Source organism: Stetteria hydrogenophila, assembly GCF_054657575.1.
Genome location: NZ_BAAHYL010000002.1, coordinates 198,578 through 221,108 on the forward strand (window position 1 = coordinate 198,578; position 22,531 = coordinate 221,108).

At 68.4% G+C, this 22,531-nt stretch carries 17 protein-coding genes and 2 rRNA genes; 6 read left to right on the forward strand and 13 right to left on the reverse strand.

Annotation, left to right across the window (positions count from 1 at the left end):
• Nucleotides 1-7: 7 nt before the first annotated feature.
• Nucleotides 8-526 (forward strand): DUF1947 domain-containing protein, encoded by a 519-nt coding sequence (locus ACYQ3J_RS04450; protein WP_460125185.1) that lies wholly within the window; start codon nucleotides 8-10, stop codon nucleotides 524-526.
• Here the strand turns inward: ACYQ3J_RS04450 and ACYQ3J_RS04455 are convergent, their stop codons facing one another.
• The gene (locus ACYQ3J_RS04455; protein ID WP_460125188.1) at nucleotides 527-2,530 is read right to left on the reverse strand and encodes a beta-CASP ribonuclease aCPSF1; all 2,004 of its coding nucleotides are present in this window, start codon (nucleotides 2,528-2,530) and stop codon (nucleotides 527-529) included.
• Nucleotides 2,531-2,646: 116 nt separating this feature from the next.
• Nucleotides 2,647-3,243, reverse strand: coding sequence for an archaeal proteasome endopeptidase complex subunit beta (gene psmB, locus ACYQ3J_RS04460; RefSeq protein ID WP_460126215.1), 597 nt, complete (start codon nucleotides 3,241-3,243; stop codon nucleotides 2,647-2,649).
• Between the two features lie 185 nt (nucleotides 3,244-3,428).
• Here psmB and ACYQ3J_RS04465 point away from each other — a divergent pair, with 185 nt between their 5' ends.
• Nucleotides 3,429-4,484, forward strand: a complete 1,056-nt coding sequence (locus tag ACYQ3J_RS04465; protein WP_460125191.1) for an NAD(P)-dependent glycerol-1-phosphate dehydrogenase — start codon at nucleotides 3,429-3,431, stop codon at nucleotides 4,482-4,484.
• Between the two features lie 265 nt (nucleotides 4,485-4,749).
• A complete protein-coding gene (locus ACYQ3J_RS04470) occupies nucleotides 4,750-5,793 on the forward strand; it encodes an acyl-CoA dehydrogenase family protein (protein WP_460125194.1) in 1,044 nt (347 codons plus the stop codon).
• On the opposite strand, the gene ACYQ3J_RS04475 is transcribed toward ACYQ3J_RS04470, so the two are convergent.
• The 4 genes from ACYQ3J_RS04475 to ACYQ3J_RS04490 form a co-directional block, all read right to left on the reverse strand.
• Nucleotides 5,790-6,785, reverse strand: coding sequence for a tyrosine-type recombinase/integrase (locus tag ACYQ3J_RS04475; protein ID WP_460125196.1), 996 nt, complete (start codon nucleotides 6,783-6,785; stop codon nucleotides 5,790-5,792). The genes ACYQ3J_RS04470 and ACYQ3J_RS04475 overlap by 4 nt on opposite strands.
• Before the next feature lie 258 nt (nucleotides 6,786-7,043).
• Nucleotides 7,044-10,140, reverse strand: a 23S ribosomal RNA gene (locus ACYQ3J_RS04480).
• Nucleotides 10,141-10,454: 314 nt separating this feature from the next.
• Nucleotides 10,455-11,953, reverse strand: a 16S ribosomal RNA gene (locus ACYQ3J_RS04485).
• The 16S and 23S rRNA genes sit together here, the layout of an rRNA operon.
• 481 nt (nucleotides 11,954-12,434) lie before the next feature.
• Nucleotides 12,435-13,076, reverse strand: coding sequence for a class I SAM-dependent methyltransferase (locus ACYQ3J_RS04490; RefSeq protein WP_460125199.1), 642 nt, complete (start codon nucleotides 13,074-13,076; stop codon nucleotides 12,435-12,437).
• A 113-nt stretch (nucleotides 13,077-13,189) separates the two neighbouring features.
• Here ACYQ3J_RS04490 and ACYQ3J_RS04495 point away from each other — a divergent pair, with 113 nt between their 5' ends.
• Nucleotides 13,190-13,951 (forward strand): VTT domain-containing protein, encoded by a 762-nt coding sequence (locus ACYQ3J_RS04495; protein WP_460125202.1) that lies wholly within the window; start codon nucleotides 13,190-13,192, stop codon nucleotides 13,949-13,951.
• A gap of 125 nt (nucleotides 13,952-14,076) precedes the next feature.
• Here ACYQ3J_RS04495 and ACYQ3J_RS04500 read toward each other — a convergent pair whose 3' ends face one another.
• Both ACYQ3J_RS04500 and ACYQ3J_RS04505 read right to left on the reverse strand, forming a co-directional pair.
• On the reverse strand, nucleotides 14,077-15,291 hold the full coding sequence (locus ACYQ3J_RS04500) for an ABC transporter permease subunit (protein WP_460125205.1): 1,215 nt from the start codon (nucleotides 15,289-15,291) through the stop codon (nucleotides 14,077-14,079).
• Entirely contained in the window at nucleotides 15,281-16,039 is a 759-nt protein-coding gene (locus ACYQ3J_RS04505; protein WP_460125208.1) for an ABC transporter ATP-binding protein, read from the reverse strand. The genes ACYQ3J_RS04500 and ACYQ3J_RS04505 overlap by 11 nt, the downstream gene beginning before the upstream one ends.
• A 76-nt stretch (nucleotides 16,040-16,115) precedes the next feature.
• On the opposite strand from ACYQ3J_RS04505, the gene ACYQ3J_RS04510 reads away from it, so the two are divergent.
• Nucleotides 16,116-16,784: a hypothetical protein gene (locus tag ACYQ3J_RS04510; RefSeq protein ID WP_460125211.1), complete on the forward strand. Its 669-nt coding sequence runs from the start codon at nucleotides 16,116-16,118 to the stop codon at nucleotides 16,782-16,784.
• Here ACYQ3J_RS04510 and ACYQ3J_RS04515 read toward each other — a convergent pair.
• From ACYQ3J_RS04515 to coaBC, 4 genes are read right to left on the reverse strand one after another with little or no spacing between them, the layout of a single operon-like run.
• Nucleotides 16,695-17,504 carry a phosphopantothenate/pantothenate synthetase gene (locus ACYQ3J_RS04515; protein WP_460125214.1) on the reverse strand — a complete coding sequence of 270 codons (810 nt, stop codon included), beginning with the start codon at nucleotides 17,502-17,504 and terminating at the stop codon, nucleotides 16,695-16,697. The genes ACYQ3J_RS04510 and ACYQ3J_RS04515 overlap by 90 nt on opposite strands.
• The gene (locus ACYQ3J_RS04520; RefSeq protein WP_460125216.1) at nucleotides 17,505-18,371 is read right to left on the reverse strand and encodes a GHMP family kinase ATP-binding protein; all 867 of its coding nucleotides are present in this window, start codon (nucleotides 18,369-18,371) and stop codon (nucleotides 17,505-17,507) included.
• Entirely contained in the window at nucleotides 18,346-19,206 is an 861-nt protein-coding gene (locus ACYQ3J_RS04525) for an NAD+ synthase (RefSeq protein WP_460125219.1), read from the reverse strand. Before ACYQ3J_RS04525 ends, ACYQ3J_RS04520 begins: the two co-directional genes overlap by 26 nt.
• Nucleotides 19,203-20,453 carry a bifunctional phosphopantothenoylcysteine decarboxylase/phosphopantothenate--cysteine ligase CoaBC gene (gene coaBC, locus ACYQ3J_RS04530; RefSeq protein ID WP_460125222.1) on the reverse strand — a complete coding sequence of 417 codons (1,251 nt, stop codon included), beginning with the start codon at nucleotides 20,451-20,453 and terminating at the stop codon, nucleotides 19,203-19,205. Before coaBC ends, ACYQ3J_RS04525 begins: the two co-directional genes overlap by 4 nt.
• Before the next feature lie 71 nt (nucleotides 20,454-20,524).
• Here coaBC and ACYQ3J_RS04535 point away from each other — a divergent pair, with 71 nt between their 5' ends.
• Nucleotides 20,525-21,160 (forward strand): GNAT family N-acetyltransferase, encoded by a 636-nt coding sequence (locus tag ACYQ3J_RS04535; RefSeq protein ID WP_460126217.1) that lies wholly within the window; start codon nucleotides 20,525-20,527, stop codon nucleotides 21,158-21,160.
• On the opposite strand, the gene ACYQ3J_RS04540 is transcribed toward ACYQ3J_RS04535, so the two are convergent.
• A complete protein-coding gene (locus tag ACYQ3J_RS04540) occupies nucleotides 21,150-22,520 on the reverse strand; it encodes a digeranylgeranylglycerophospholipid reductase (protein WP_460125225.1) in 1,371 nt (456 codons plus the stop codon). The two genes, ACYQ3J_RS04535 and ACYQ3J_RS04540, sit on opposite strands and share 11 nt — an antisense overlap.
• Nucleotides 22,521-22,531 lie beyond the last annotated feature (11 nt).

The following is a 22,531-nucleotide window of genomic DNA, read 5'->3' on the forward strand; positions in this document are numbered from 1 at the left end:
GTGCGGCGTGGAGGGTGGCGTCTTGAGGGTCTCGAGGAGGCACCCGCTCTCCAAGAGGGATAGGAGGAGGCTTGAGGAGAGGGTGATGAGCCTCTACCCCGGCTTCCCCCTGAGCTTCGACGACGCCGAGGCCGCGGTGGTGGACGGGGTCACAGTCTACATAGTAGGCGGGACGCCCTGCCTCTACGAGGCCGGGGGGAGGCTGGTGCCGACGCTCGCCTGCCTCCTCAGGCACGGCAGCTCCTGGCTCCCCAGGATCCTCGTGGATAGGGGGGCGGCGAGGGCGGTTGCCAGGGGGGCCGACCTGATGGCCCCAGGGGTGAGGGGTGTTGAGGGGTCCTTCAACGCCGGCGACGTCGTCGCCGTAGTGGACGAGGAGTCCGGAGCCGCGGTGGCGGTTGCGGAGGCGCTGGAGGACTCCGAGTCGCTCCGGGCTAGGGTGGAGTCCCGGGGGAGGGGGAGGGTGGCCAGGAACCTCCACCACGTCGGGGACAGGGTGTGGGAGGCGTGCAAGCTGCTGGGCTAGTCACCTCAGCCTCAGCGTCCTCGGGTAGACCTTTATAGCGTCCAGGTTCTCCGGGACCAACACCTCCGGCTGCGAGGGGAAGCCGAGCCTCTCCCACCTCCCCGTTATCGCCTTGTAGAGCGAGGCCAGAGCTGCTGGCTCGCCGTGGTTGAGTATAACCGTCCTGGGCTTGGGGGTCAGGTGCTTGAGGAAGTAGAGGAGCTCGCTCCTGCTGGCGTGGCCGCTGAAGCCCTCGATCGCCTTGACCTCCAGGTTTATCTTGAGCACCCTTATCTTGCCGTCGTCCTCGACCTGGATCTCCCGCTCCCCGTCCTTGATCCTCCTCCCCAGCGTCCCCTGGGCCTGGTAGCTCACGAAGACTAGGGCGTTCCTCGGGTCCTCGGCGAGGTACTTGAAGTACTCCCTTATCGGGCCGCCCGTCATCATGCCGCTGGTGGCCAGCACTATAGCGGGCTCGTTGCTCCAGATGGCCTCCTGCCTCTTGCTCCTGTCGTGGACCGGCACGAGGTTCGGGGGCGCGAAGGGGTTCTTCTCGTCCCTGAGTATGGAGTTCTTGACGGGCGGGGCCAGCCACTCCGGGTAGGCGGTGTGGATGGCGGTGGTTTCGAATATGAGGCCGTCGATGTAGATGGGCATGTCCTGCGGGATCCTGCCCTCCTCCACGGCCTTGCTCAGCATGAGGAGTATCTCCTGCGCCCTGCCCACCGCCATGACTGGGATGAGCACCTTCCCCCTCCTCTTGTAGACCTCGTTGATCGTCCTGATCAGCTCCTCCTCAGCCTCGTGCCTAGGCTGCTGCTCGGTCGCCCCGTACGTGGACTCCATTATGATCGTCTCCACCCTCTGGAACTGCGTGTGCGCCGGGGAGAGCATCCTGATGGCCCTGTCACCCTTGATCCTGTAGTACTTGATGTCGCCCGTGTAGAGCACGTTGTGCTTCCCCTGGCCTATGTGGAGGTGGGCCATGGCGCTGCCGAGTATGTGGCCCGCGTTGTAGAAGGTTAGCTTGACGTCCGGCGCCACGTCAGTGACGACGCCGTAGTCGACCGTTATCACGCGGCTGAACATTGTTTCAATCTCCTTCCTCGAGTAGGGGGCGTACCCCATCTGCTCGCTCGATACCTTGATGAAGTCCTGCAGCATGAGGTACATCAGGTCCCTCGTCGGCGGGGTGGCGTAGACCGGCCCCCTGAAGCCGTACTTGAAGAGCAGCGGAATCATCCCTATGTGGTCCATGTGGGCGTGCGTGACCACTATGGCGTCGAGCTGGTCGATCAGGAACTCTGGGACGTTGAAGTGGGGGTACATGTTGTCCCCCAACGCGTCAGGCGCGGCGCCGGCGTCGAGGAGGACCTTGCTCTCCCCCGTGTCTAGGAGTATGGCGCTGCGGCCTACCTCCCCGAAGCCGCCGAGGCCGATGATCCTAACGTACCTCGTCGAGGAGACGGTATCCCTGAATATCCGCTCCCCCGCCTCCTTCAGCGCCCTCCTCCTCTCCTTGGCCTTCTCCTTGTTCTCGACCCACGTGAAGACGTGGAGTATCATCTTGCTCGAGAACGGCGGGGGCGGGGAGCGGAAGGAGACGAGCCTCCACCCGGTCTCGGCGAGCACTTTGTTGGCGAACCACTTCCCCTTCCCCACCAGCTTGCCCGGCTTGTTGGTTAGAACCCTGACCTCGCCGAGGACGTCGTCGAAGATGAAGCCCTCGACAGTCACGTCATCCGGGGCGTTCTCGAGGATGAAGCGCTTGGTGTACTCCTTATCCTTCCTGGCGTCCGGATGGGTCCTCACGACCACCCTCTTCCTCAGCTTCCTCGCGAGCGCCTTGATCTTCTCCTCGTTCTCCAGTATGAACTTGGGGTTCTTCACGTAGACAGCTATCTCCGGGCCCTCGAACTCTATCGAAGCTATGTCGGCTCCGCCCAGCTCCTTGTAAATGCTTATTATTATGAAGCCCCTGAGGTCCTGGCTTCCAGGAGCTACACCATTCTGTCGCAGGTGCAAACCCAGCCACCCTTAGCCGCAGCGCCCGGACGCCCCGGGGAGTGGCCGCTAACCGGCTCCCGTGGCTGCGGGAGGAGCATATCCCCGGGTCGTCTCCGGTTTAGGGGCTAGACTAGTTACCTGAGGGGTATAAGCTTTTCTACAACCCTGCCGCCCTTCCCTATAGCCATCACGTCGACCCCGTCCCCGGACGCGGCGTCCCTGAGGGTGGCAGCCTTCACAGCGTTGGCCGCCAGCTGCATGGCCTCATCCAGGCTCATGTCTTCGCGGTACCCGTCCTCAATCACTCCAATGGCGACGGGGCTCCCCGAGCCGGTGGCGGTGTACTTCTCCTCCACCAGGCTCCCGTAGGGGTCGAGCGTGTAGAGCCTGGGCTTCTCGTCGTACCCGCCCACTATGAGCTGGACTATGTAGGGGTACCACTTGGAGGAGAAGAGGATGGCTGAGAGCAGGCTGGCAAGCCACCTCACCGAGGGCCTCACGCGGTAGGTTAGCTCGTAGAGCCTGGCCTCCTCCCTCACAGCGTCCGCGAGGGACTGGGCGTCCGCGACTAGGCCCGAGATGGTCATGGCGGCGTAGTCGGTTATCCTGACTATCTTTTTGACCCTCCTGCTCGCTATGAGGTAGCCGGCGGTGGCCCTCTTATCCGCCGCTAGCACGACGTGGTCCGCCGCGATGAGCCCCACAGTCGTGGTGCCGTGGAAGGGCTCGATCGGCGCCCGCGGCCTTGGCTGCGGGAGAGCCCCGCCCACCCAGGGCCAGCCAGGGTTAGCGTGGCCAGTCAACTCTGCACCCTCCTCCTCGAGGCTAGTAGCCGCCCTGCTGGGGGTTTGGCTTTTTCTACTAAAAAGCCTCCGCGGCCCTCTAGGCCTAGGCTGGGGGCGCGTGGTGCCGGTTCATGGCGAGGCCCCACGTTATAGACTTGCCGAGGCGCATAATCGTCGGCGGCAACGTTATTGAGGAGGCTGGGTTCCACGCTAGGCGGGTGATGGAGAAGGAGGAGAAGGTCCTCGTAGTCACCGGGCCCCACGTGAGGGTCCTCGTCTACCCGGCGCTCAAGCAGAGCCTGGAAGACGAGGGCTTCACGGTGTGGGTTAGAGAGGTCAAGGCCCCCACCGTCGCGGAGGCGGACGAGGTCGCGGAGGAGGCGATAAGGGACGGGGTGGACGTGGTCGTGGGCCTGGGCGGGGGTAAGGCGATCGACGTCGCGAAGTACGCCGCCGCCAGGGCTGGGAAGCCCTTCGCGAGCATCCCGACCGCCGCGTCGCACGACGGGATAACGAGCCCCTTCGCCAGCCTCAGGGGGTTCGGGAAGCCCGTCTCGAGGCCCGCCAAGGCCCCGGACCTGATACTGATAGACGTGGACGTGATAGCCAAGGCGCCGAGGAGGTACAACATCGCCGGCTTCGGGGACGTGATAGGCAAGTTCACCGCCGTCCTCGACTGGAAGCTGGCCCACAAGCTCAAGGGGGAGTACTACGGCGCCTACGCGGCGAGCCTCGCCCTCATGTCCGCCAGGCACGTGGCGAGCCACGTGGAGGAGATAGCCTCCTGGACCCCCGAGGGTCTGAGGATCCTGCTCGAGGCGCTCGTCAGCAGCGGCGTGGCGATGTGCATCGCCGGCAGCAGCAGGCCCGCGAGCGGCTCCGAGCACCTCTTCGCCCACGCCATGACGATGCTCCACCCCAACCCGCCGCTCCACGGCGAGCTCGTTGGCGTGGGGACGATCATGATGAGCTACCTCCACGGGAAGAACTGGAGGAAGATAAGGAAGCTCCTCAAGCGAGTCGGCGCACCCGTCACCGCCAAGGAGCTGGGCGTCAGGGACGTGGACATCATAGAAGCCCTGGTGAACGCGGTCAAGGTAAGGGACAGGTACACGATCCTAGGCGAGAAGGGGCTCACCTGGGAGGCGGCCGAGAGGCTCGCCAGGACCACGGGCGTCATAGACTAGGCCCCTCGGGGAGCTGGGGAAGTGGAGCGCTAGGAGTGGTACCCTTCACGCGCAACACTAGCAACGGCTGCAAGCTTACCGGTCCTACCGGCCCCCGGGGCTTGGGCGCAGCGCGAGGGATCCCCCGGGCCTCCATGCACGCCGGGCTCGCGGTTTAGCGGCGGGTGCCCGGGCAGCTGCTGGGGGCGCGGGGGAGGGGCGGCCGCGGTGTTCATTGCCTTTTTCCTGCTTCCGCTGCGGCCTGCTAGGGGTGGGTGTCGGGCGCTTGCCTGCCTCCGGCGTTGAGGGGGTCCTCTCCTCCCGCCTCCCCGGCCTGGCGGGTGAGATTGACAGGGGCAACCTCGTCCCCCGCGGCTTCCTGGAGGAGCTCGCGGCCGCGGGGGCCTTCGAGGCCCGCGGGCCGGGGGAGCTCTTCGGGCTCGTGAGGCTCGCCTCTAGGTGGAGCCCCGCGGTTGGCCACGTCATCCTGGTTGACGGGGTGGCGAAGCTCGGGCTCCGCATGCTTGGCTTCGACCCGCCCCGGGGGTCCCTGCTGGCTATAGGCGTGACCGAGCCTGGTGGGGGGAGTGATGTTAGGGGCAACCTGGAGACGAGGGCGGAGGAGGCTGGCGGGGAGGCCCGGGTCTACGGGAGGAAGGCGTTCATGAGCAACGGCTTGTACGCCACGCACTACCTCGTCCTGGCGAGGGGGCCTGGAGGGGAGACGCTCTACCTCGCCGAGGCGGGGGAGGGTGTGAGCCTCGAGCCCGTCGAGCTCTCCGCGATGAGGGGCGCGGGCGTGGCTAACGCGGTCTTCAACGGCGCGAGGGCGGTGAGGGTCGGCGCGCCGGGGAGGGGGCTGAGGGAGGCGCTGGAGGTGCTCAACTACGGGAGGGCGGGCTACGCAGCGGTCGGCCTGGGCATCGCCGACGGGGCCCTCGAAGCGGCGCTCTCGTGGGCTTCGCAGCGCGCGGTGTTCGGGAGGAGGCTCCTCGACTACCAGGGGGTGAGGTGGATGCTCGCCGAGGTGAGGGCCGAGGCCCTGGCGGTGGAGGCGCTGCTGGAGAGGCTCGCCGGGACCGCTGAGGCTTCCGGGGCGGTGGACCCGGAGGGGGCGGCTGCCGTGAAGCTCCTAGCCGCGAGGCTCGCCCAGAGGGCGGCTTGGGTCGCGGTGCAGCTCATGGGGGGTAGGGGGCTGGAGAGGTGGTCGAGGGTGGAGAGGCTGCAGAGGGACGCCAGGGCCCTCGACATAGGGGAGGGCGCGAGGGAGGTGCTGCTCGACTTCATAGCCTCGAGGCTGGAGAGGTCCCACGCGGCGGGCCGCCTCTAGGGCCCGCCGGGGGCCCACGCCCTCCACCGCTGGGGGCTCCACGCCTGCCCCTGCGGCGGGGGCGGGGGGTAGTACTGGGCGGGCGCTGGCTGGTACGCCGCCGGGGCCTGGGCCGCTGCCTGGGTGAAGGCCCTCTCGTACTCCGCCCTCACGTCGTCCACCGTCAGGTGGAGGTAGAGCTGGGTCACCTTCAAGTCGCTGTGGCCGAGGAGCCTCTGGAGCGCCGCGAGGCTCACCCCCCTCCTCAGCGCCTCGGTGGCGAAGGTGTGCCTGAGCACGTGGGGCCTAACCTTCCCGGGGTCGAGGCCGGCCCTCCTGGCGAGGCTCTTCAGCCTCTTGTAGAGGGCCTGGTAGCTGAGGGGCACCAGCCTCTCCCCGGGATCCCGGGCCTGGGCGAGCCTCGCGGCGAGGAGCACCCTCGAGGCGGGGCCGAGGAAGACGATGCGCTCCTTCCCGTACTTACCCCTAACCCTCGCCGTCCCCGAGTCGAGGTCAACGTCCCTCGCGGTGAGCCCCAGCAGCTCCCCGGCCCTGAGGCCGGACTCCGCCATCAACGCCACGGCGAGGGCGTCGATGAGGTCCCTCGCCGCGTTGAGGAGGGCCTCGACCTCCCTCCACGTGAGGGCGTGGCTGAACCCCCTCCTACCCCGCGGGACCGCCGGGAACTCCGCGGGAGCCCCCGCCCAGCGGAGGAAGCGGCGGACGAACACTGTGTAGTAGTGGAGCGTGCTCCTCCTCCCGCCCCTCTCCCTCGGGAACCCCCTCCTAGCCCTCTCAGCCACCCACGCGTTGACGAGGCCCACGTCGACCTCCGAGACGCGGCGGTCCCACCCGGCGTACCCGGCGAAGTCCCTCAGCGCCGCACGGTAAGCCCTGAGCGTCGAGGGGCTCGCACCCGCAGCCTCCAGGGCCTGCAGGAAGGCCTCGACGGCGTCGCGGAGCGTTGCACCCTTAACCCACTCGGGCGCTGCGCCAAGCCGAAGCGCTGGCACCCCCGACCCCCAAGCAGGCCCGTAGCCCAAGCCGGGGGTTTGCCGGGTGACGCGTGGTAGCACCAGGGTAAGGACTAGGAGAGCATTGAAGGGGGCTAGCGCGCCGCCCACAGGGTCCTCTCTCCCGGGCCGCGGGATCCCTAAGGGGGCTCTACCGAGCGCCCGGCCCCCGGGGCTAGGCTAGCCTCCCGGGCCCCTCGCCCCGGGCCCGCTGCGGGGCGCGCTGTTATACAACGTGCGCCCCGCCCCCAGGTGAGAAGCCCTGCGGCCTCGGGCGATTGGGAGCGGCGGGCTGAACCCCTCGGGGGCTAGGCCCCCTCGGGGCTTACACCCCCGCCCCATCAACCCCGTCTTCTACGGGAGCCCTCGTCGGCCCGCCCCCTCGGGGCGGGTCCGAGCGGCCGCCTCTTTTCGGGGTGGGGTTCCCGCTTAGATGCTTTCAGCGGTTACCCCTTGCGGCTTAGCTGCCCGGCGCTGCCCTGGAGGACAACCGGTACACCAGAGGCCGCGGCGCCCCGTTCCTCTCGTACTAGGGGCACCTTCCCCTCAGGCGGCCGACACCCCCCGCGGGTAGAGACCGACCTGTCTCACGACGGTCTGAACCCAGCTCACGTTCCCCTTTAATGGGCGAGCAGCCCCACCCTTGGGGGCCGCTGCACCCCCAGGATGGGAAGAGCCGACATCGAGGTAGCAAACCGCGGGGTCGATGGGGGCTCTCGCCCGCGACGACTCTGTTATCCCCGGGGTAACTTTTCTGTCATGCCCGGCCCCCACCGAGGGGGACACGAGCGTTCGCTAGGCCGCGGTTTCCCGGCCGGACCCCCCTCTGTTAGGGGTCCGGTCAGGCCGGCTTTTGCCCTTGCACTCTACGGCGGGGTTCTGACCCGCCTGAGCCGACCTTTGGGCGCCCGTGTTACCTTTTCGCGGGCGTGCCGCCCCAGCCAAACCGCCCACCCGACGCTGTCCCCCGCCCTTCCCGGGCGGGGTTAGGCCCCCAGGCGGGGGTGGGTGGTGTTTCATTGGCGCCTCCCCCTCCCCCGGAGAGGAGGGCTCACAGGCTCCCACCTACGCTACGCACCCCCGCCTGGAGGCCAGCGCCGGGCTGCGGTAAAGCTCCACGGGGTCTTCTCTCCCTGCGGGGGGTTGCGGGACTGTGCACCCGCTCAGGGGGTTCACGGGGCCCCGGGCCAGGACAGTGGGGACCTCGTTAACCCGTTCATGCGCGCCGGAACTTACCCGGCAAGGCATTTGGCTACCTTAAGAGAGTCAGGGTTACTCCCGGCCTTCAGCGGCGCTTCGCCGGGTTGTACCCCGGTTTCACGGACCGCCAGTGGCCAGGGCTCACCCCCCGTACACACCCTTTCGGGCTAGCGGGGAGCTATGTTTTTGTTAAACAGTCAGGCCCCCCTAGGCACTGCGACCTGCGGCCCCAGGGGTCTCCCAGGGCCGCAGGCACCCCTTCTCCCGAAGTTACGGGGCCAATTTGCCGAGTTCCCTGGCCCGGGTTAGCCCCCAGACGCCTTGGGCTTCTCACCCAGGGGCACCTGTGTCGGTTCTCGGTACGGGCGCGGGGGATCCTTCCCGGCCCCCTTTTCATGGGCCCCGGGGATCGGCGGAACCCGCCATAGGCGGGCCATTCCCCCCTTCGGCCGGTTCTCGCCATGACGGCCTCCCCGGCCTTCGGGCAGTTAGCCGGGTCGCCCCCCTAAGGGGGCCCCCGGTCCGCCTACCCCGAGGCGTCGGAGGCCGGGCCTCGCGTTGCCGCGAAGCGTACCCCCGCGGCACGGGAATGTTAACCCGTTTCCCTTTCCCGGGGTCCGGGTTACGGCCCCGGTTAGGACCGGCTAACCCCCGGCCGACGACCGTTGCCGGGGAACCCTGGCCCTTTCCGGCGGCGGGGATTCTCACCCCGCTTCGCTGTTACTACCGCCGGGATCCGCACTCGGAGCGGCTCCACCGGACCTCACGGCCCGGCTTCTACGCCGCCCCGACGCCCGCCTACCGCACGCGGGCCAACGGCCCGCGGCCCGGGGTCTCGGCGGCCGGCTTGAGCCCCGACCAATCTTCGGGGCCCCCCGCCTCGGCGGGTGAGCTGTTACGCACTCCTTAGAGGATGGCTGCTGTTAGGCCCACCTCCCCGCTGTCTTAGGCGGGGGACGCCCTTTCGCTTGGCACTTAGCCGGCACTTTGGGGCCTTAACCCCGGTCTGGGTTGTTCCCCTCTCGGCCCCCGGGCTTACCCCGGGGAGCCCCACTCCCGCCATCTACGGCGGCCGCAGGTTCGGAGTTTGACTGGGGGCCGGGGGCACTACGCCCCCTGCACCCCCAATCAGTAACTCTACCCCACGGCCAGCCTCCGGCGGGGCTGGGCTGCGACCCACTTCGGCGGGAACCAGCTATCACCGGGCTAGATTGGCCTTTCACCCCTAGACGGGGGTCAGGGGAACGATTTGCACGTCAGAACCCCTTCGGGCCTCCACCGGGGTTTCCCCCGGCTTCACCCTGCCCCCGCCTAGATCGCCCGGTTTCGGGTTTCACGGCCGTGACTCCGGGCCCTCTTCGGACCCCGCCCCTCGCCGGGGTAACCCCCGGCTGCGGGCCTGTCGGTTTCCCTGCGCCTTCGGGGCTGACCCCCTTAGGCTCGCCACGGCCGTGAACTCCCCGGCCCGTGTTTCAAGACGGACGGTGCGACCCCGGTCCGGCCCCCTCGTACTCCCCGGTCGCCCGGGTTTCCTTGGGGGGCCCTCACCCCTCTCGGGCCGCACCGTATGTAGCCGCCCGGTTTCAGGCTCTTTTCACCCCCCTACCCGGGGTTCTTTTCAGCTTTCCCTCACGGTACTTAGTTCGCTATCGGTCTCGGGACGTATTTAGCCTTGGAAGTCGGTTCCTCCCAGCTTCCCACGGCAATACCAAGCCGTGGTACTCAGCTCCACGGCGCGGGCCCCCACGGTTTCGCCTACGGGGCTGTCACCCTCTACGGCGGGGCTTTCCAGCCCACTTCGGCTACCGTGGGTCGGCCCGCTGGGGCTCGAAGCCCCCAGCCGTGGAGCTGCAACCCCTCATCTCCCCACGGTTATCCCGTGGGGAATTGGTTTGGGCACTCCCCCTTTCGGTCGCCCCTACTCGGGGGATCCCTGTTGGTTTCTTTTCCTCCCCCTACTAAGATGTTTCCGTTCGGGGGGTTCCCGCCCCCATACGGGGGCGCCACGGGCTCTTCGCCCGTGGCAGGAAGTCCCATTCGGGGATCCCGGGTTCAACGGCTGCCTGCGCCTACCCCGGGCTTATCGCAGCTTGCCACGCCCTTCCTCGGCGCCCGAGCCGAGCCATCCACCGGGCGGCGACGGTGCCGCAGGCCCCCTGGGGCGGGGCCCGGAGCGAGGACCCGGAGAGGCAGCCCCCTAACCGGGGGCCGGGCGCTATCGGCGCCCCCGGGTCCCGCAGCCCGGGCCTGGACCCTGTGAGCGGCGCGCATTGGGAGCCCCGCCAGGGTAAGCGTAACGCCACAGCAGAGCCCAGCCAGGGCTCCCTCGCGCCCTTCACCCGGGAGCCCCCGGCTCCCGGGTTGCATCAAGCGCCAAGCGTCAGGGGAGGACCCTAAGCGGGGGCATAAAGGGGTTACGCCGGCCCCTGAGAGGGCTCTCACGCCAGCCCCTCCGGCCGCTCCCCGTTCGGGAGGTGATCCAGCCGCAGGTTCCCCTACGGCTACCTTGTTACGACTTCTCCCCCCTTGGGGGGAGGAGGTTCGGCCCGCCCCCTGCGGGGCGGGCCTCACCCCCTCCCCCCTCGGGTGGAGCGACGGGCAGTGTGTGCAAGGAGCAGGGACGTATTCACCGCGCGATGATGACGCGCGGTTACTAGGGATTCCACGTTCACGAGGGCGAGTTGCAGCCCTCGATCCCAACTGCGGCGGGGTTTGAGGGATTGCCTCCCCCTTTCGGGGTCGGCACCCGCTGTCCCCGCCATTGTAGCCCGCGTGCAGCCCGGGGGTTTAGGGGCATGCTGACCTGCCGTTGCCCCCTCCTTCCTCCGCCTTAGCGGCGGCAGTCCCCCTAGTGTGCCCCCGGGGTCTCCCCCGGGGTAGCAACTAGGGGCGGGGGTCTCGCTCGTTGCCGGACTTAACCGGACACCTCACGGCACGAGCTGGCGACGGCCATGCACCTCCCCTCAGCGCGTCGGGCAAGCCCTTCAGGCTGGCCGTCATCCTGCTGTCGCCCCCGGTGGAGGTTCCCGGCGTTGACTCCAATTAAGCCGCAGGCTCCACCCCTTGTGGTGCTCCCCCGCCAATTCCTTTAAGTTTCAGCCTTGCGGCCGTACTCCCCAGGCGGCGGGCTTAACGGCTTCCCTGCGGCACTGGGCGGGCCCCAACGCCCGCCCAACACCTAGCCCGCATCGTTTACAGCCGGGACTACCCGGGTATCTAATCCGGTTCGCTCCCCCGGCTTTCGCCCCTCACCGTCGGGCGCGTTCCAGCCGAGCGCCTTCGCCACTGGTGGTCCTCCCGGGATTAATGGATTTCGCCCCTACCCCGGGAGTACCCTCGGCCTCTCCCGCCCCCTAGCCCGGCAGTATCCCCTCCACTCCCCGGGTTGAGCCCGGGGCTTTAGGAGGGGACTTGCCGAGCCGGCTACGGGCGCTTTAGGCCCAGTAATCACCCCGACCGCTCGCGGGGCTGGTATTACCGCGGCGGCTGACACCAGACTTGCCCCCCGCTTATTCCCCCGCCTTCCTACAGCGGGGAAAAGCCCCCACGAGGGGGGCACTCGGGGTAGCCCCGTCACGGTTGCCCGCATTGCGGAGTTTTCGCGCCTGGTGCGCCCCGTAGGGCCTGGGCCCTTGTCTCAGTGCCCATCTGGGGGCTCCCGCTCTCACGGCCCCTACCCGTCGTCGGCTTGGCGGGCCATTACCCCGCCAACTACCTGATGGGCCGCAGCCCCATCCTCGGGCGGACCGCGGGCGATAACCCCCCGCGGCCCCTTTCGGCGGGGAACCCTTCCAGGCCTCCCCGCCTATGGGGGATTAGCCCCAGTTTCCCGGGGTTATCCCCCTCCCGAGGGTAGGTTAGCCACGTGTTACTCAGCCGTGCGCCACTCCCCGCAGCGGCGGGGCGTTCGACTCCCATGGCTTAGCCCTACCCCGATAGCGGTCGGGTCCGGCAGGATCAACCGGAGTTACGGCCGCGGCTGACGCGACCGCTGCGGGGAGCGGCGCGGAGGGGCCGAGGTTCGCGGCCCTCCAGGGGCCGGCGTGCAGCACCGCCCCCGCTTAGGGCCCTCGTCGGACCCGAACGTCCCCAGGTATAGTAATACCTGGGGGTGTTCGGGTCCCCATTCCAAGCGTCACCAGCGCCCCCGACCCCCGGGGTTTCCCGCCCCAGGGGCTGGGCGCCACCCTTCCCTCTAACCCGGCCCGGGGTTTTAAGCGTTCTGGCGTGGTGTGCCCGCGGCTGGAGGCAGTCGAGGTCATCCTGCGGGGGGAGACCCCGAGTCGCCCCCTGCGCCGCCGGGTGAGCCGCGGGCGCAGTGTTGACTGAGAGTCCCCCGGGGCTTATGAATCGAGGCGGACGGCCGCGCAGTGGAGGAGGGGGTCAGCCCTGCGCGGGCACTTCACCGCCGCCCCGGCCTCGGGGGCGGCTCCGCCCTTTCGAGCCACATCACTCCCCCTTGGAGGCGGAGAGGCAGGCGAAGCCGTGGACTCCCTCCCTGTAGGGCTCAGGGTCCTCCGGCCTCTCCAGGCCCCAGGGTGGGTAGGTCAGCGTGCCTATAACGGAGTCGACCCTGAAGCCCGCCTCCTCCAGCATCTCCCCGGCCTCGGCCACGGTGTAGAACCTGGCGTGGGAGTAGAAGGGGTGCCCCGCCCTGGCTAGGGCCGCGTAGTGCCTGCCCCAGCTGCTCTCCGCGGGCACCATGCACACCGCTATCCTCCCCCGGGGCCTGAGGGCCCTGTAGGCCTCCCCGAGCGCCGCCCGGGGGTCGTCGAGGAAGCAGATGGTGACCGAGACCAGGATCCCGGCGAGGCTGCCGCTCGCCACCGGCAGGCTCTCCCCCCGGGCCTGGGCCACCTCGACGCCCCTCGCCCTCGCGATGCGCAGCATCCCAACGCTGGGGTCGACCCCGAAGCGGCAGCCGACGCGGGAGGCGAAGAAGCCCGAGCCCGCGCCCACCTCTAGGCAGGGATCCACACCCCCGAGGGCGGCGGCGACGGCTTTCACCTCGTTCTCGGCTGTAATGGGGTGCCTCGAGTACCACGAGTCGTAGCGGCCGGCGAGCTCGTCGAAGACGCGGGCGCCGCGCAAAGGGGTGGCCTCCCACGCTCTGGGCGCGGATTTATGCCGGGCTTGGCTATTTCTAGGCAGCGGCGGGGAGTGACGCTGCAGGGACGAGCCGAGCCCCCACGAGGGGCGATGCGGTGGGTCTGGAGCGAGACGACCCCGCCGCTACTGGGGTGCGGAGCGCGTTGAACGCCACGGGGCTGGGCGACGTCATACTGGCGTTGAAGACCTACGGCGTCCCAGGCATAGCCCTCATGTCGTATATGGCGAACCTGATCCCAGGCTTCCCGGCGGTCTACCTGATCGTCATAGCCTCACTGGCGCTGGCGGTGAGCGACCCCTACTACCACGCGCTCCTAGTGCTGGCCGGGGGCCTGGGCTCCGGCCTTGGCAAGATTACTCTCTTCCTCGCCGCGAGGGGGCTGGGCCACAGGATAGCCCGGGGCGAGAGCGCCCGCAGGGCCAGGTACCTAGTCGAGCACGCAGGCAGGAGCCTGTTCATAACCGTCTTCCTCTTCGCCAGCCTCCCGCTCCCCGACGACGCCCTCTACCTCCCGCTCGGCGCCGCGGGCTACAAGCTAACCAGCTTCGCCGCCGCGGTGCTGGCGGGCAAGACCGTGATGACCCTCATAGTCGTGGCGCTCGCCAGGGCCGCGAGGGGGTACCTCTCCCTGATAACCGGGCCCCAGGCAACCACGTCCTCGATCATAGAGGGCCTAGTCGCCTTCGTGGTTTCAATGGCGTTCTTCACCGCGCTCATCTACAAGGTCGACTGGCCCAGGGTGATAACGGCCTACACGAGCCACGGCGCAAAGACGGCGCTCTACGTGCTCGCGGAGGAGATAATGGGCCTCATAACCAGGGGCCTCAAAGCCATAGCCTCCCTCCTCAGCCGCTAACCCTTAACGCCCCCCGCCGCGGAGCCCCTCCCTGGGGGGCTATGCGGAGGATAGCGGTCGCCGACTCCCGCCCCAATCCGGGGCGGGGTGTGGGTTGAAGTCAACCGGCCGAGGCCTCCCGCCCCCTACTTCTTGATGAGTATCAGCTTCTCCGAGTCGAAGGCCTTCACCGCCGCCGCTAGCGACGCCGCAGTGAAGGCCGCTGCCGCCGCTGCGTGGAGGAGCATGCCCGCGACGTCGCCCATCACGTAGCGGTGGATCACGAGGGCGAGGTGCGTGAAGGGCACGAGGTAGAGGGCTAGCCTGACCCAGCCCTCGAGCTTGAGGAAGTCCACGGTGAGCGCGGCGAAGTAGACTGCTAGGGCCAGCATTAGGATCGCGAAGGATGAGGCCTGGGCTGCCCTCACGCTCCCGCTCCTAGCCGCTACGGGGGCGGTGAGCGATGCGGTCATCACGACTAGGATGGCGGTGGCCCCCGCGTGCGCCGCTATGAGGCCCGGGGTGAGCCTGAGCCCCGCCGGGGCCACCATTTTGAAGTAGGCCACCACGCCCACTGTGTCGGCCGCCGCGGCTACGAGGCCGAGGAGGGCTGAGGCGACTATTTTCCCGGCCAGGAGGCTCCTCCTCGACCCGGCGGCGACCAGGAGGGCCTCAATCGTCCTCCTCTCCCTCTCGCCCACGATCGCGTCGCTCACGTAGACCACGGCGGGGTTGACTGCGAAAGCCAGGGAGAACTCGAGGACCCTGGCGGCCGCCGCCGCCTCAGCCGCCTCCCCGGGCGCGGGGGCCCCGGTGGGCCTGTGGTAGCCCAGGCTCACCCTAACCGGGGCGAGCACCGCGCCGGGGTCCACCTCCACACCCGCCATGCTTGCGAGCCTCTCAACCCTCTCCCTCGCCAGCTGGCTGGACACGGCTGCGATGAGCTGCTCCACCGCGCCCCTGACGGCCTCGGCGGCGGGGCTGCCGGCGAGCACGCTAACCCTGACCCAGGCCACCCTGTCGAGGCTCGTGTAGTTCGCCGCGAAACCCCTGGGGAGTAGGACGACGACGTCGTAGCCGGCGAGGCTCCCCGGGGGGCCGCGCGCCACGGCGACTCTGGTCTGCAGCCCCCACCTGGCCAGGGTGGCGTTGAGCTGGCCCGCGAGCCACCCGGCGAACCCTGCGGCCTCCTCGTCCTCGTAGAAGACGCCGACGCTGACCCGGCTGACGCCCGTGAGGGCGCCTGTGAGCGCGGCTAGCAGGGGGAGGCCGAGGAGGGGGAGGAGCACGGTGGAGGCGAGGGTCCTCCTGTCCCTGGAGAGGTCTAGGAGCTCCTTCCAGAGTATGACCCTAAACGTCAACCTGCCCCACCGCCCTGACGAACGCCTCCTCCAGGTTGCTGGCCCCGTACCTCTCCAGCGCCTCCCCAGGAGTCCCGGTGAACACCGTCCTCCCCCCGGCTATGAAGGTGACCCTATCCGCCACCAGCGACGCCTCGAGGAGGTTGTGGGTCGTCACCAGGAACGCGGTGCCCCGGGAGGCCATCGACTTCACCGCCTCCCTGACCCGGACGGCTGAGAACACGTCGAGCCCCGACGTCGGCTCGTCGAGCACGGCGAGCCTGGGCTGGTGCATGAGGGCCCTGGCGAGGAGGAGCCTCCTCTTCATCCCCTTACTGTACTCCCCCGCCCTCCTCCTGAGCACCTCCCAGGGGAGCCCCGAGATCTCCGCCCCCCTCCTGGCGATCTCGACCACCTCCCGCCGGGATCCCGCGTAGAGGCGGGCGTAGAAGAGGAGGTTCTCCCACCCCGTGAGGCGCTCGTAGACTTCGGCGTCCTCGGGCAGGTAGCCGATGAGCCTCGACGCCTCGCCCGCCAGGCTCCCGGGCGGGGATCCCAGCAGCGAGACCCTACCAGCGTCCGGCTTTAGGAGGCCCAGGAGCACCCTTATACTAGTGGTCTTACCGGCCCCGTTGGGGCCGGCGAGGACGTGCACCTCCCCAGCGCGCACCTCGAGCGAGACGCCCCGGAGCACGAGCCTGCCCCCGACCCGCTTCTCAACCCCCTCCATCGCCGCGACAATACTCTTGTCCAAGCGAACCCCCGCCACGCCGGAGCCCCGGGGTTTGCTTAACTACCCAAACCCCGCCCTAGAGCACTGGGGACCCGCCCCCGGGGGGTACGCTTTGGCCTCTGGCCTCGCGGACGCTGCCAGGGAGTTCTTGGCCGTCTACGGCGAGCGGGGCTACCTCGTCCTCCGGGCGATCAGGGACGCCGCACGCCTCACCCCCGGGGGCCGGGTGAGGCTCGGGGACTTCGACTACAAGAGCGTCAAGAGGCGCCTCAAGGAGTTGGGGGTAGACTACAACCCCTCCCTCCTCCTGGCCAGGCTTGAGAAGGAGTACGGGCTCATCGAGACCACGTACAAGTCGGGGAGCCAGCACTGGTGGAGGATCCTCGACCCCAGGGCGCTGGAGGAGGCTATAGCGGAGTACGAGGGCAGGGAGCCGGGGGGAGGCGGGGATCCCAGGCTCAGGCTGCTCAGGATACAGTTCTACGCCCTCCAGCCCGACAGGCTGCTGGAGGAGCTCAGGAGGCTGCCGGCCAGGCCGAGGAGGGGGAGCAGGGAGGAGGATGAGCTGAGGAGGATAGCCCTCCGCGACCTCCCCCTCCTCGTCGAGTTCCTGGAGCGGGCCAGGTCGGAGTACCCCGACGAGCTCTCGGCGGAGATAGACCTCGCCGAGAGAATCCTGGCGGAGGCCGAGTCAAAGGTCGCCCCGGCCGGGGCCGGGCTCCAGTATCAGGCCCCTCTCTACCGCGTGAGAGAGCCTGTCAAGGATGGCTTTGAAGGCTGAGGAGAGCACCGCCCTGTTGTCGTAGGAGTCGAGTATGCCCCTCAACTCGCCCGGCTCAGCGCTTGAGAGCCTCTCAGCCGCCTTCAGAGCCGCCTTGAGGGCCCTCGTCAGCTCGTCCACGATGGTTATGTCCGCCGTCTGGGCGGTGCGGGAGAACGGGTTCAAGTCCACCGCGGCGACGGTCTTCCCAGCCCTCTTGAGCGCCTCGGTCCTGTCCCCGTCCTCTATCCCTAGGAGGACGAAGCGGGCTGAGTGGATGCCCTCGACGCAGACTATCCCGCGGGGGCTCTCCAGGCCGGGGAGGTGGGTCCGGCGGCAGCCGGCGCCGAGCACCCTCCTGGCGCCGTGGGCCCTCAGGTGCTCCTCTATCCTCCTCACCCTCTCCTCCGTCCTGTAGAAGAGGTTCACCTCCAGGGGGACCTCCAGCGCCTCGGAGAGCTCCGCCAGCAGCTCGGGCGCGAGCGCGGCCATGTTACCGTTGACGCTGATGACGCTTCGTGGCTTGTAGTAGATGAGCCCCGCGACCGCGGCCTCCACAGCCTTCAAGGCGAAGCCGTGGCTCACCTCCCCCAGGAGGTAGTCGAACGCCTCCCCCCTCCCGTGGGCTATGAGGCCTTGAGGCACGACTATGCCCGCCTCGAACGCTTCAACGAGGCGCTCCCTCAGCAGTAGGGACCAGTACCTCGGGTGGCTCCTGGGTATCTCGAAGCGGTCGAGCACCTACAACCACCTCAACCGGGGCCCTCCGCCCGAGACGCTGAGCAGCCTCAGGCTAAAGCCGCGCCCGCCGCTCCCCAGGTGCTCGACCGCGTCGTGGACCCTGTCCTCCTCCACCACCAGCACCGCGAGCCTCTTCTTGACGTAGAAGCCCACCAGCCCGGGGGTGCGCCTCACCAACTCAACCCCCTCCCCGCCCAGCAGCGCGGCCGCGAGCCCCGAGGCGGTGGAGAACCGCTGGGCCTCCTCCAGGAAGGCCTCGAACGTCATCTCCCTCTCGAGGCGCCTCAGGCTCCTCTCGGCCTCAACCCTCATCCTCTCGGTGTACGCCGAGAGCAGCTCCCTCGTCGTCATCCCGCCGTACTCCGCGACCACTACCCCCAGCCCCCCGGGCGGAGGCAGGTAGTCGACGACCGCCACCCCGGGGCCGCCCGGCTTGAGCCTGACCGCGGCGCCGTAGCCCCCGCTGGTGATCGCCACCACGTCCCCCAGGCCCGTCCCCGCCTCCACCTCCGCGGCGTGGGCAGCCTCGAGCGCCCGGCTCACGGGCAGCCCCAGGCTTGCCGCGGAGACCAGGGCGACTCCGACCGCTAGAGAGGCGCTGGTGGCGTAACCCCTCGCCCTGGGCAGGGGCTCGTGGGCCTCGAAGCGCAGCCCCCCGGCTCCGAGGCGCTTGGCCGCGAGGCCCTCGGTGGCGCCCAGCCGCTCGGCCTCCACGCCCTCGGGGGAGGCGCAGACCCTCGCCGGGGGGTCGACGACGAGGCCGGCCCCGAGGGATCCCGAGGCGAGGGGATCCCCCTCCACCACGACGGGGATGAAGAAGGCCGTGATGTGGTGGGGGACCTCAGCGCACACCCTGCCCGCCGGCACGCCTGACACCCATCAACTCCAGTATAGGCCCGAGCGGGGGGGCTGCGGGGGGCTCCCTCTTGTGCCTCGACCTCTCTACCATGGAGAGCACCGCCTCGACCTTCCCCCGCGGGACCCCGGTCACCTCCGGCACCCTCTCTGCGGGGATCCCCCTGTCGAGGTGGGCGTGGAGGACGAGGTCCACCTCCTCGTAGCTCAGGCCCAGCTCCTCCTCCGCCAGGTGCCCGGGCCAGAGCCTGGGGCTGCTCGGCTTCAACGCGACCCCCCGGGGGATCCCGAGGTGGAGGGCGAGCCTCCTCACCTGGCTCTTGTAGAGCACGCTGAGGGGTGCGACGTCCGCCGCCCCGTCCCCGTACTTGGTGAAGTAGCCTATGAGGACCTCGCTCCTGTCCCCCGTGCCCAGAACGAGGTAGTTGTACTTGTTGGCGTAGTAGTAGAGTATCGCCATCCTAATCCTGGCCCTAGCGTTGCCCAGGGGCAGCCTGTCGGCCTCGGGGGACTCGTAGAAGGGGAGCGCTGACCGGAAAGCCTCCACTATGCCGTCGATCTCGACTAGGACGCTCTCGATTCCGAGCATCTCGGCGACCCCCAGCGCGTCGTCGACATCCTCCCTGGGCGTCACGCTTGTGTCAGGCATTACGAGCGCGGTCACCCTCTCCCGCCCCACTGCCCTGGCGGCGAGGGCCGCCGCAGCGGCGGAGTCGACCCCCCCGCTCAGGCCTAGAACGTACCCCCGGGCCCCGGAGGCCTCCAGGTAGGACTTGAGGAAGCCGGCTAGGTACTCCTCGACCCTGGAGTAGTCTATCCCGGCAAGGTCCTCAATCGTGACCCTCACCGCTCCCCACCCCGCTGGAGGGCTTCCCTCACCCTGTCCAGCACCAGCCTCGCCACCTCCTCCTTGGTTAGAACCCCGGCGTCCATGTAGCCCTCCCCCCAGACGAGCACCGCCCTGGACTCCCTCCTCGCGAACCCCACCCCCGGCCCTACGGGGTTGGCTACGACGAGCGCGGCCCCGTACCTGGCCATCTTCTCCCTCGCCGACTCCACGAGGGCCCCGACGTCCCCCGTCGCCTCGGCCGCGAATGCAACGAGGACCCTGGGCCTCCTCCTCAGAGCCGCCAGCACCTTGGGGGTCGGCTCCAGGGTCAAGTCTAGCCGCTGGCCGCTCCTCACCTTGCCCGTGAACCGCTTCGACGGCCTGTAGTCCGCGGGGGCGGCCGCCGCTATGACGGCGTCGTACTCCTCGGCCTCAGTCGCCTTGGCCACTGCCTCCGCCATCTCCTCCGTAGTCTCAACCCTGACCCTCTCGAGGAAGTAGGGGGGCTCGACTGCGAGGGGCCCGTGGACAAGGGTCACGCTCGCCCCGCGGGCGTAGGCCTCGACGGCGACCTCGACCCCCATCAAGCCACTGCTCGGGTTAGAGATGAACCTGACGTCGTCTATCCACTCCCTCGTTGGCCCCGCGGTGACCAGGATCCTGGCGCCCCTGAGGTCTGCACCCCGGTCCGCGTAGGCGGCGGCAACCCTGGCGACCAGCAGGGGGTCCGGGTACTTCGCCACCCCCTCCGCCGTGAATGGGGGGAGCACGAAAACCCCCATGTCCCGCAGCTCCCGCACGATCCTCTCGTACTGAGGCGTCCTAGCCATGTTCTCGTGCATGGCCGGGACGACCATGACCCTGACGCCGGCCCCTAGAGCCGAGACCGCTGCAAGCGCCACGGGGTTATCGGTCACCCCGCAGGCTATCTTCGCAAGCGTCGACAGCGTCGCCGGGGCCACAAGAACGAGGTCGCAGGTCCTTGCGACTCCGATGTGGCCCACCTCCCCGGCGAACTCGGTGAACGCCCTCTCCCCAGTGGCCCACTCGAAGAGGAGGGGGGTGACGAGCCTCGCCGCCTCCCGGGTGAGCACCGGGACGACCCGGGCGCCCCTCCGGATCAGCCAGCGGGCGGTGTCGACGGACTTATAGGCCGCAGTGCTGCCGGTAACGCCGAGGAGTATACACCTACCCTCAAGCCTCCTCGAGAGCGTCGACCTTATCGACTCCACCGGGTGCCAGAACTCGTGCACGCCGTGGCGCACCGCTTAAGGCTCCGGGCATCTCACTCTTAAAGCCGCCGGGCACTCCGCGGGTAGCGCCGGCGTTGGACGTCATGGAGACCGGGGTCCGGGAGTCCAGGGAGTTCATCATCAGGAGGGCCAGAGAGGACGACATCTACCAGGTCATAGAGGTCAACATGGCGAGCCTGCCCGAGAGGTACTGGTTCGGCTTCTACCTCACACTGCTCCGTAACTGGGGCGAGGCGTTCCTCGTAGCGGAGGCCGACGGTAGAGTCGTCGGGTACGCCATGAGCCGCGTCGAGGAGACCAGGGACCCCGTCCTGCTCGGGCTCAAGTCCGAGCTTGAGCCCGCGAGCCGGCCCCCCGAGTCTAGGGGGCTACTCTCCAAGATAGCCGGCGGCCTCTACGGCTTCCTAGCCTCGAGCAGGCCCGTAGGCCACCTGGTCTCAATAGCGGTGATGCCGGCCTACAGGAGGCGCGGGATAGGCAAGGCGCTCCTATCCGAGACGATTAGGGTTATGAGGGACGTCTACAAGGTTGACGCCATATACCTGGAGGTCAGGGTCTCCAACAAGCCCGCCATAAGCCTCTACGAGAAGCTAGGCTTCAGGAAGGTCAGGATAGCCCACGCGTACTACGCGGACGGGGAGGACGCCTACATCATGGTTAAGAGGCTTAGGGAGGAGGCCGGGGCGCTTGAAGGCTCCGAGGGGGAGGCTACCACTTGACGCCTATGGCCCTCTTGAACTCCGCGTAGAGCTCCTCAACCCTCGCGACCCACCTCGGCAGGTCCTCCGGGTCCTCGGGGTACTCCAGGTAGAGCCTCCTGGCCCTCGACATGTACTCGGCCACCTTGACGAGCCTCGGGAGCAGCGACGGCCTGCCCAATGCTTTGATTAGCCTGGCAACCTTGTCCAGGACCCCGAGGTTGGCCTTCAGCTCCCCCGTGACGCTCGTCTCGTAGGCGTCCTCGGCCCTCATTATGCCGTGCCTCAGCCCGTACTCTATGTCGTCGTTCGACAGCTCCTGGAGGAAGATCCTGAAGATGTCGAGGCCTGCCTGCTTGGCTCCAATGGTCCTCATGTAGGCAAGGTTCAACCCCCAGAGTCCTCTCGCGGTGAAGTCGCCCTTCTCGAACGCTTCAAGGATCGCCTTGGAGGCTTTGTGCGCGGCGAAAATGGCGTACCCCATTCCCCCGCCGTGCACGGGGTTCACGGTGAAGCTGTTGTCCCCTATCCCGACGAAGTTGTCCCAGACGAGAGTGTTGGCGGGCCTCCTCGTGGGTACTATCGAGCCCCCGGCCCTCAGCACCTTAACCGGCCTGACCTCGGGCCTCTTGAGGAGCTTCTCCCTGTAGATCAAGCTGGGGTTCGGGTACCCCCTGCCGCCCTGCACGCCGAGGCCTATGTTCGCCGCCGTCCTCCCCTCGGGGAAGAACCACCAGTAGCCGCCCGGCGCTATCTCCTGGTTAACGTATATCCTGATGTACTCCGGCTCCTCTATCTCGTAGTCGAGCTCGACCACCTCCCTGTAGGCTATGTTGGCGTCAACCTTCTTCAACTCCTCGCGGGCAGGCCAGTCCTCCGGCAGCCTCCTCCTCACCACCCCGCTCGAGCCCGAGGCGTCGACCACGACCCTGGCACGGTACTCGATAGCATCCCCTCCGGGGCCGACTGCCCTTACGCCGGCCAGCCTCCCGTCCTCAATGATGGGAGCGGTGACCCTGCTGTTCAAGTGTATATCGACGCCGGCGTCCAGCGCCTCCCGGACGAGCCTCCTCCCCAGCTTGTTCCTGTCTATCACGTACCCCTTGCCCCTAACCCTCAGCCTCACCTTCTCGCTGGGGCTGTAGATGTCGATGCCCTCCACGGCCTGGCGCACCTCCTCGCCGCGAGGGTGGGGGAGCCCGGTCTCGTCGAAGTGGTGGGCCCCTATAGCGTCGCCGCAAGGCTTGCCCCACAAGCCATCCCAGTCAACGAGGTCGACTCCAGCCACCCTGAGGCCCGACTTGCGCAGGAACCAAGCAAGCGACGCGCCAGCTGGACCCAGCCCGACGATGACCACGTCGTAGTCGAGCGTGCGCGCCATTACGTGCACCC

Excerpts from the sequence above, each read along its gene's own strand:
- ACYQ3J_RS04465 (WP_460125191.1), top strand. The coding sequence starts at position 3,429 with ATGGCGAGGCCCCACGTTATAGACTTGCCGAGGCGCATAATCGTCGGC.
- ACYQ3J_RS04535 (WP_460126217.1), top strand. The coding sequence starts at position 20,525 with ATGGAGACCGGGGTCCGGGAGTCCAGGGAGTTCATCATCAGGAGGGCC.
- ACYQ3J_RS04540 (WP_460125225.1), bottom strand. The coding sequence starts at position 22,520 with ATGGCGCGCACGCTCGACTACGACGTGGTCATCGTCGGGCTGGGTCCA.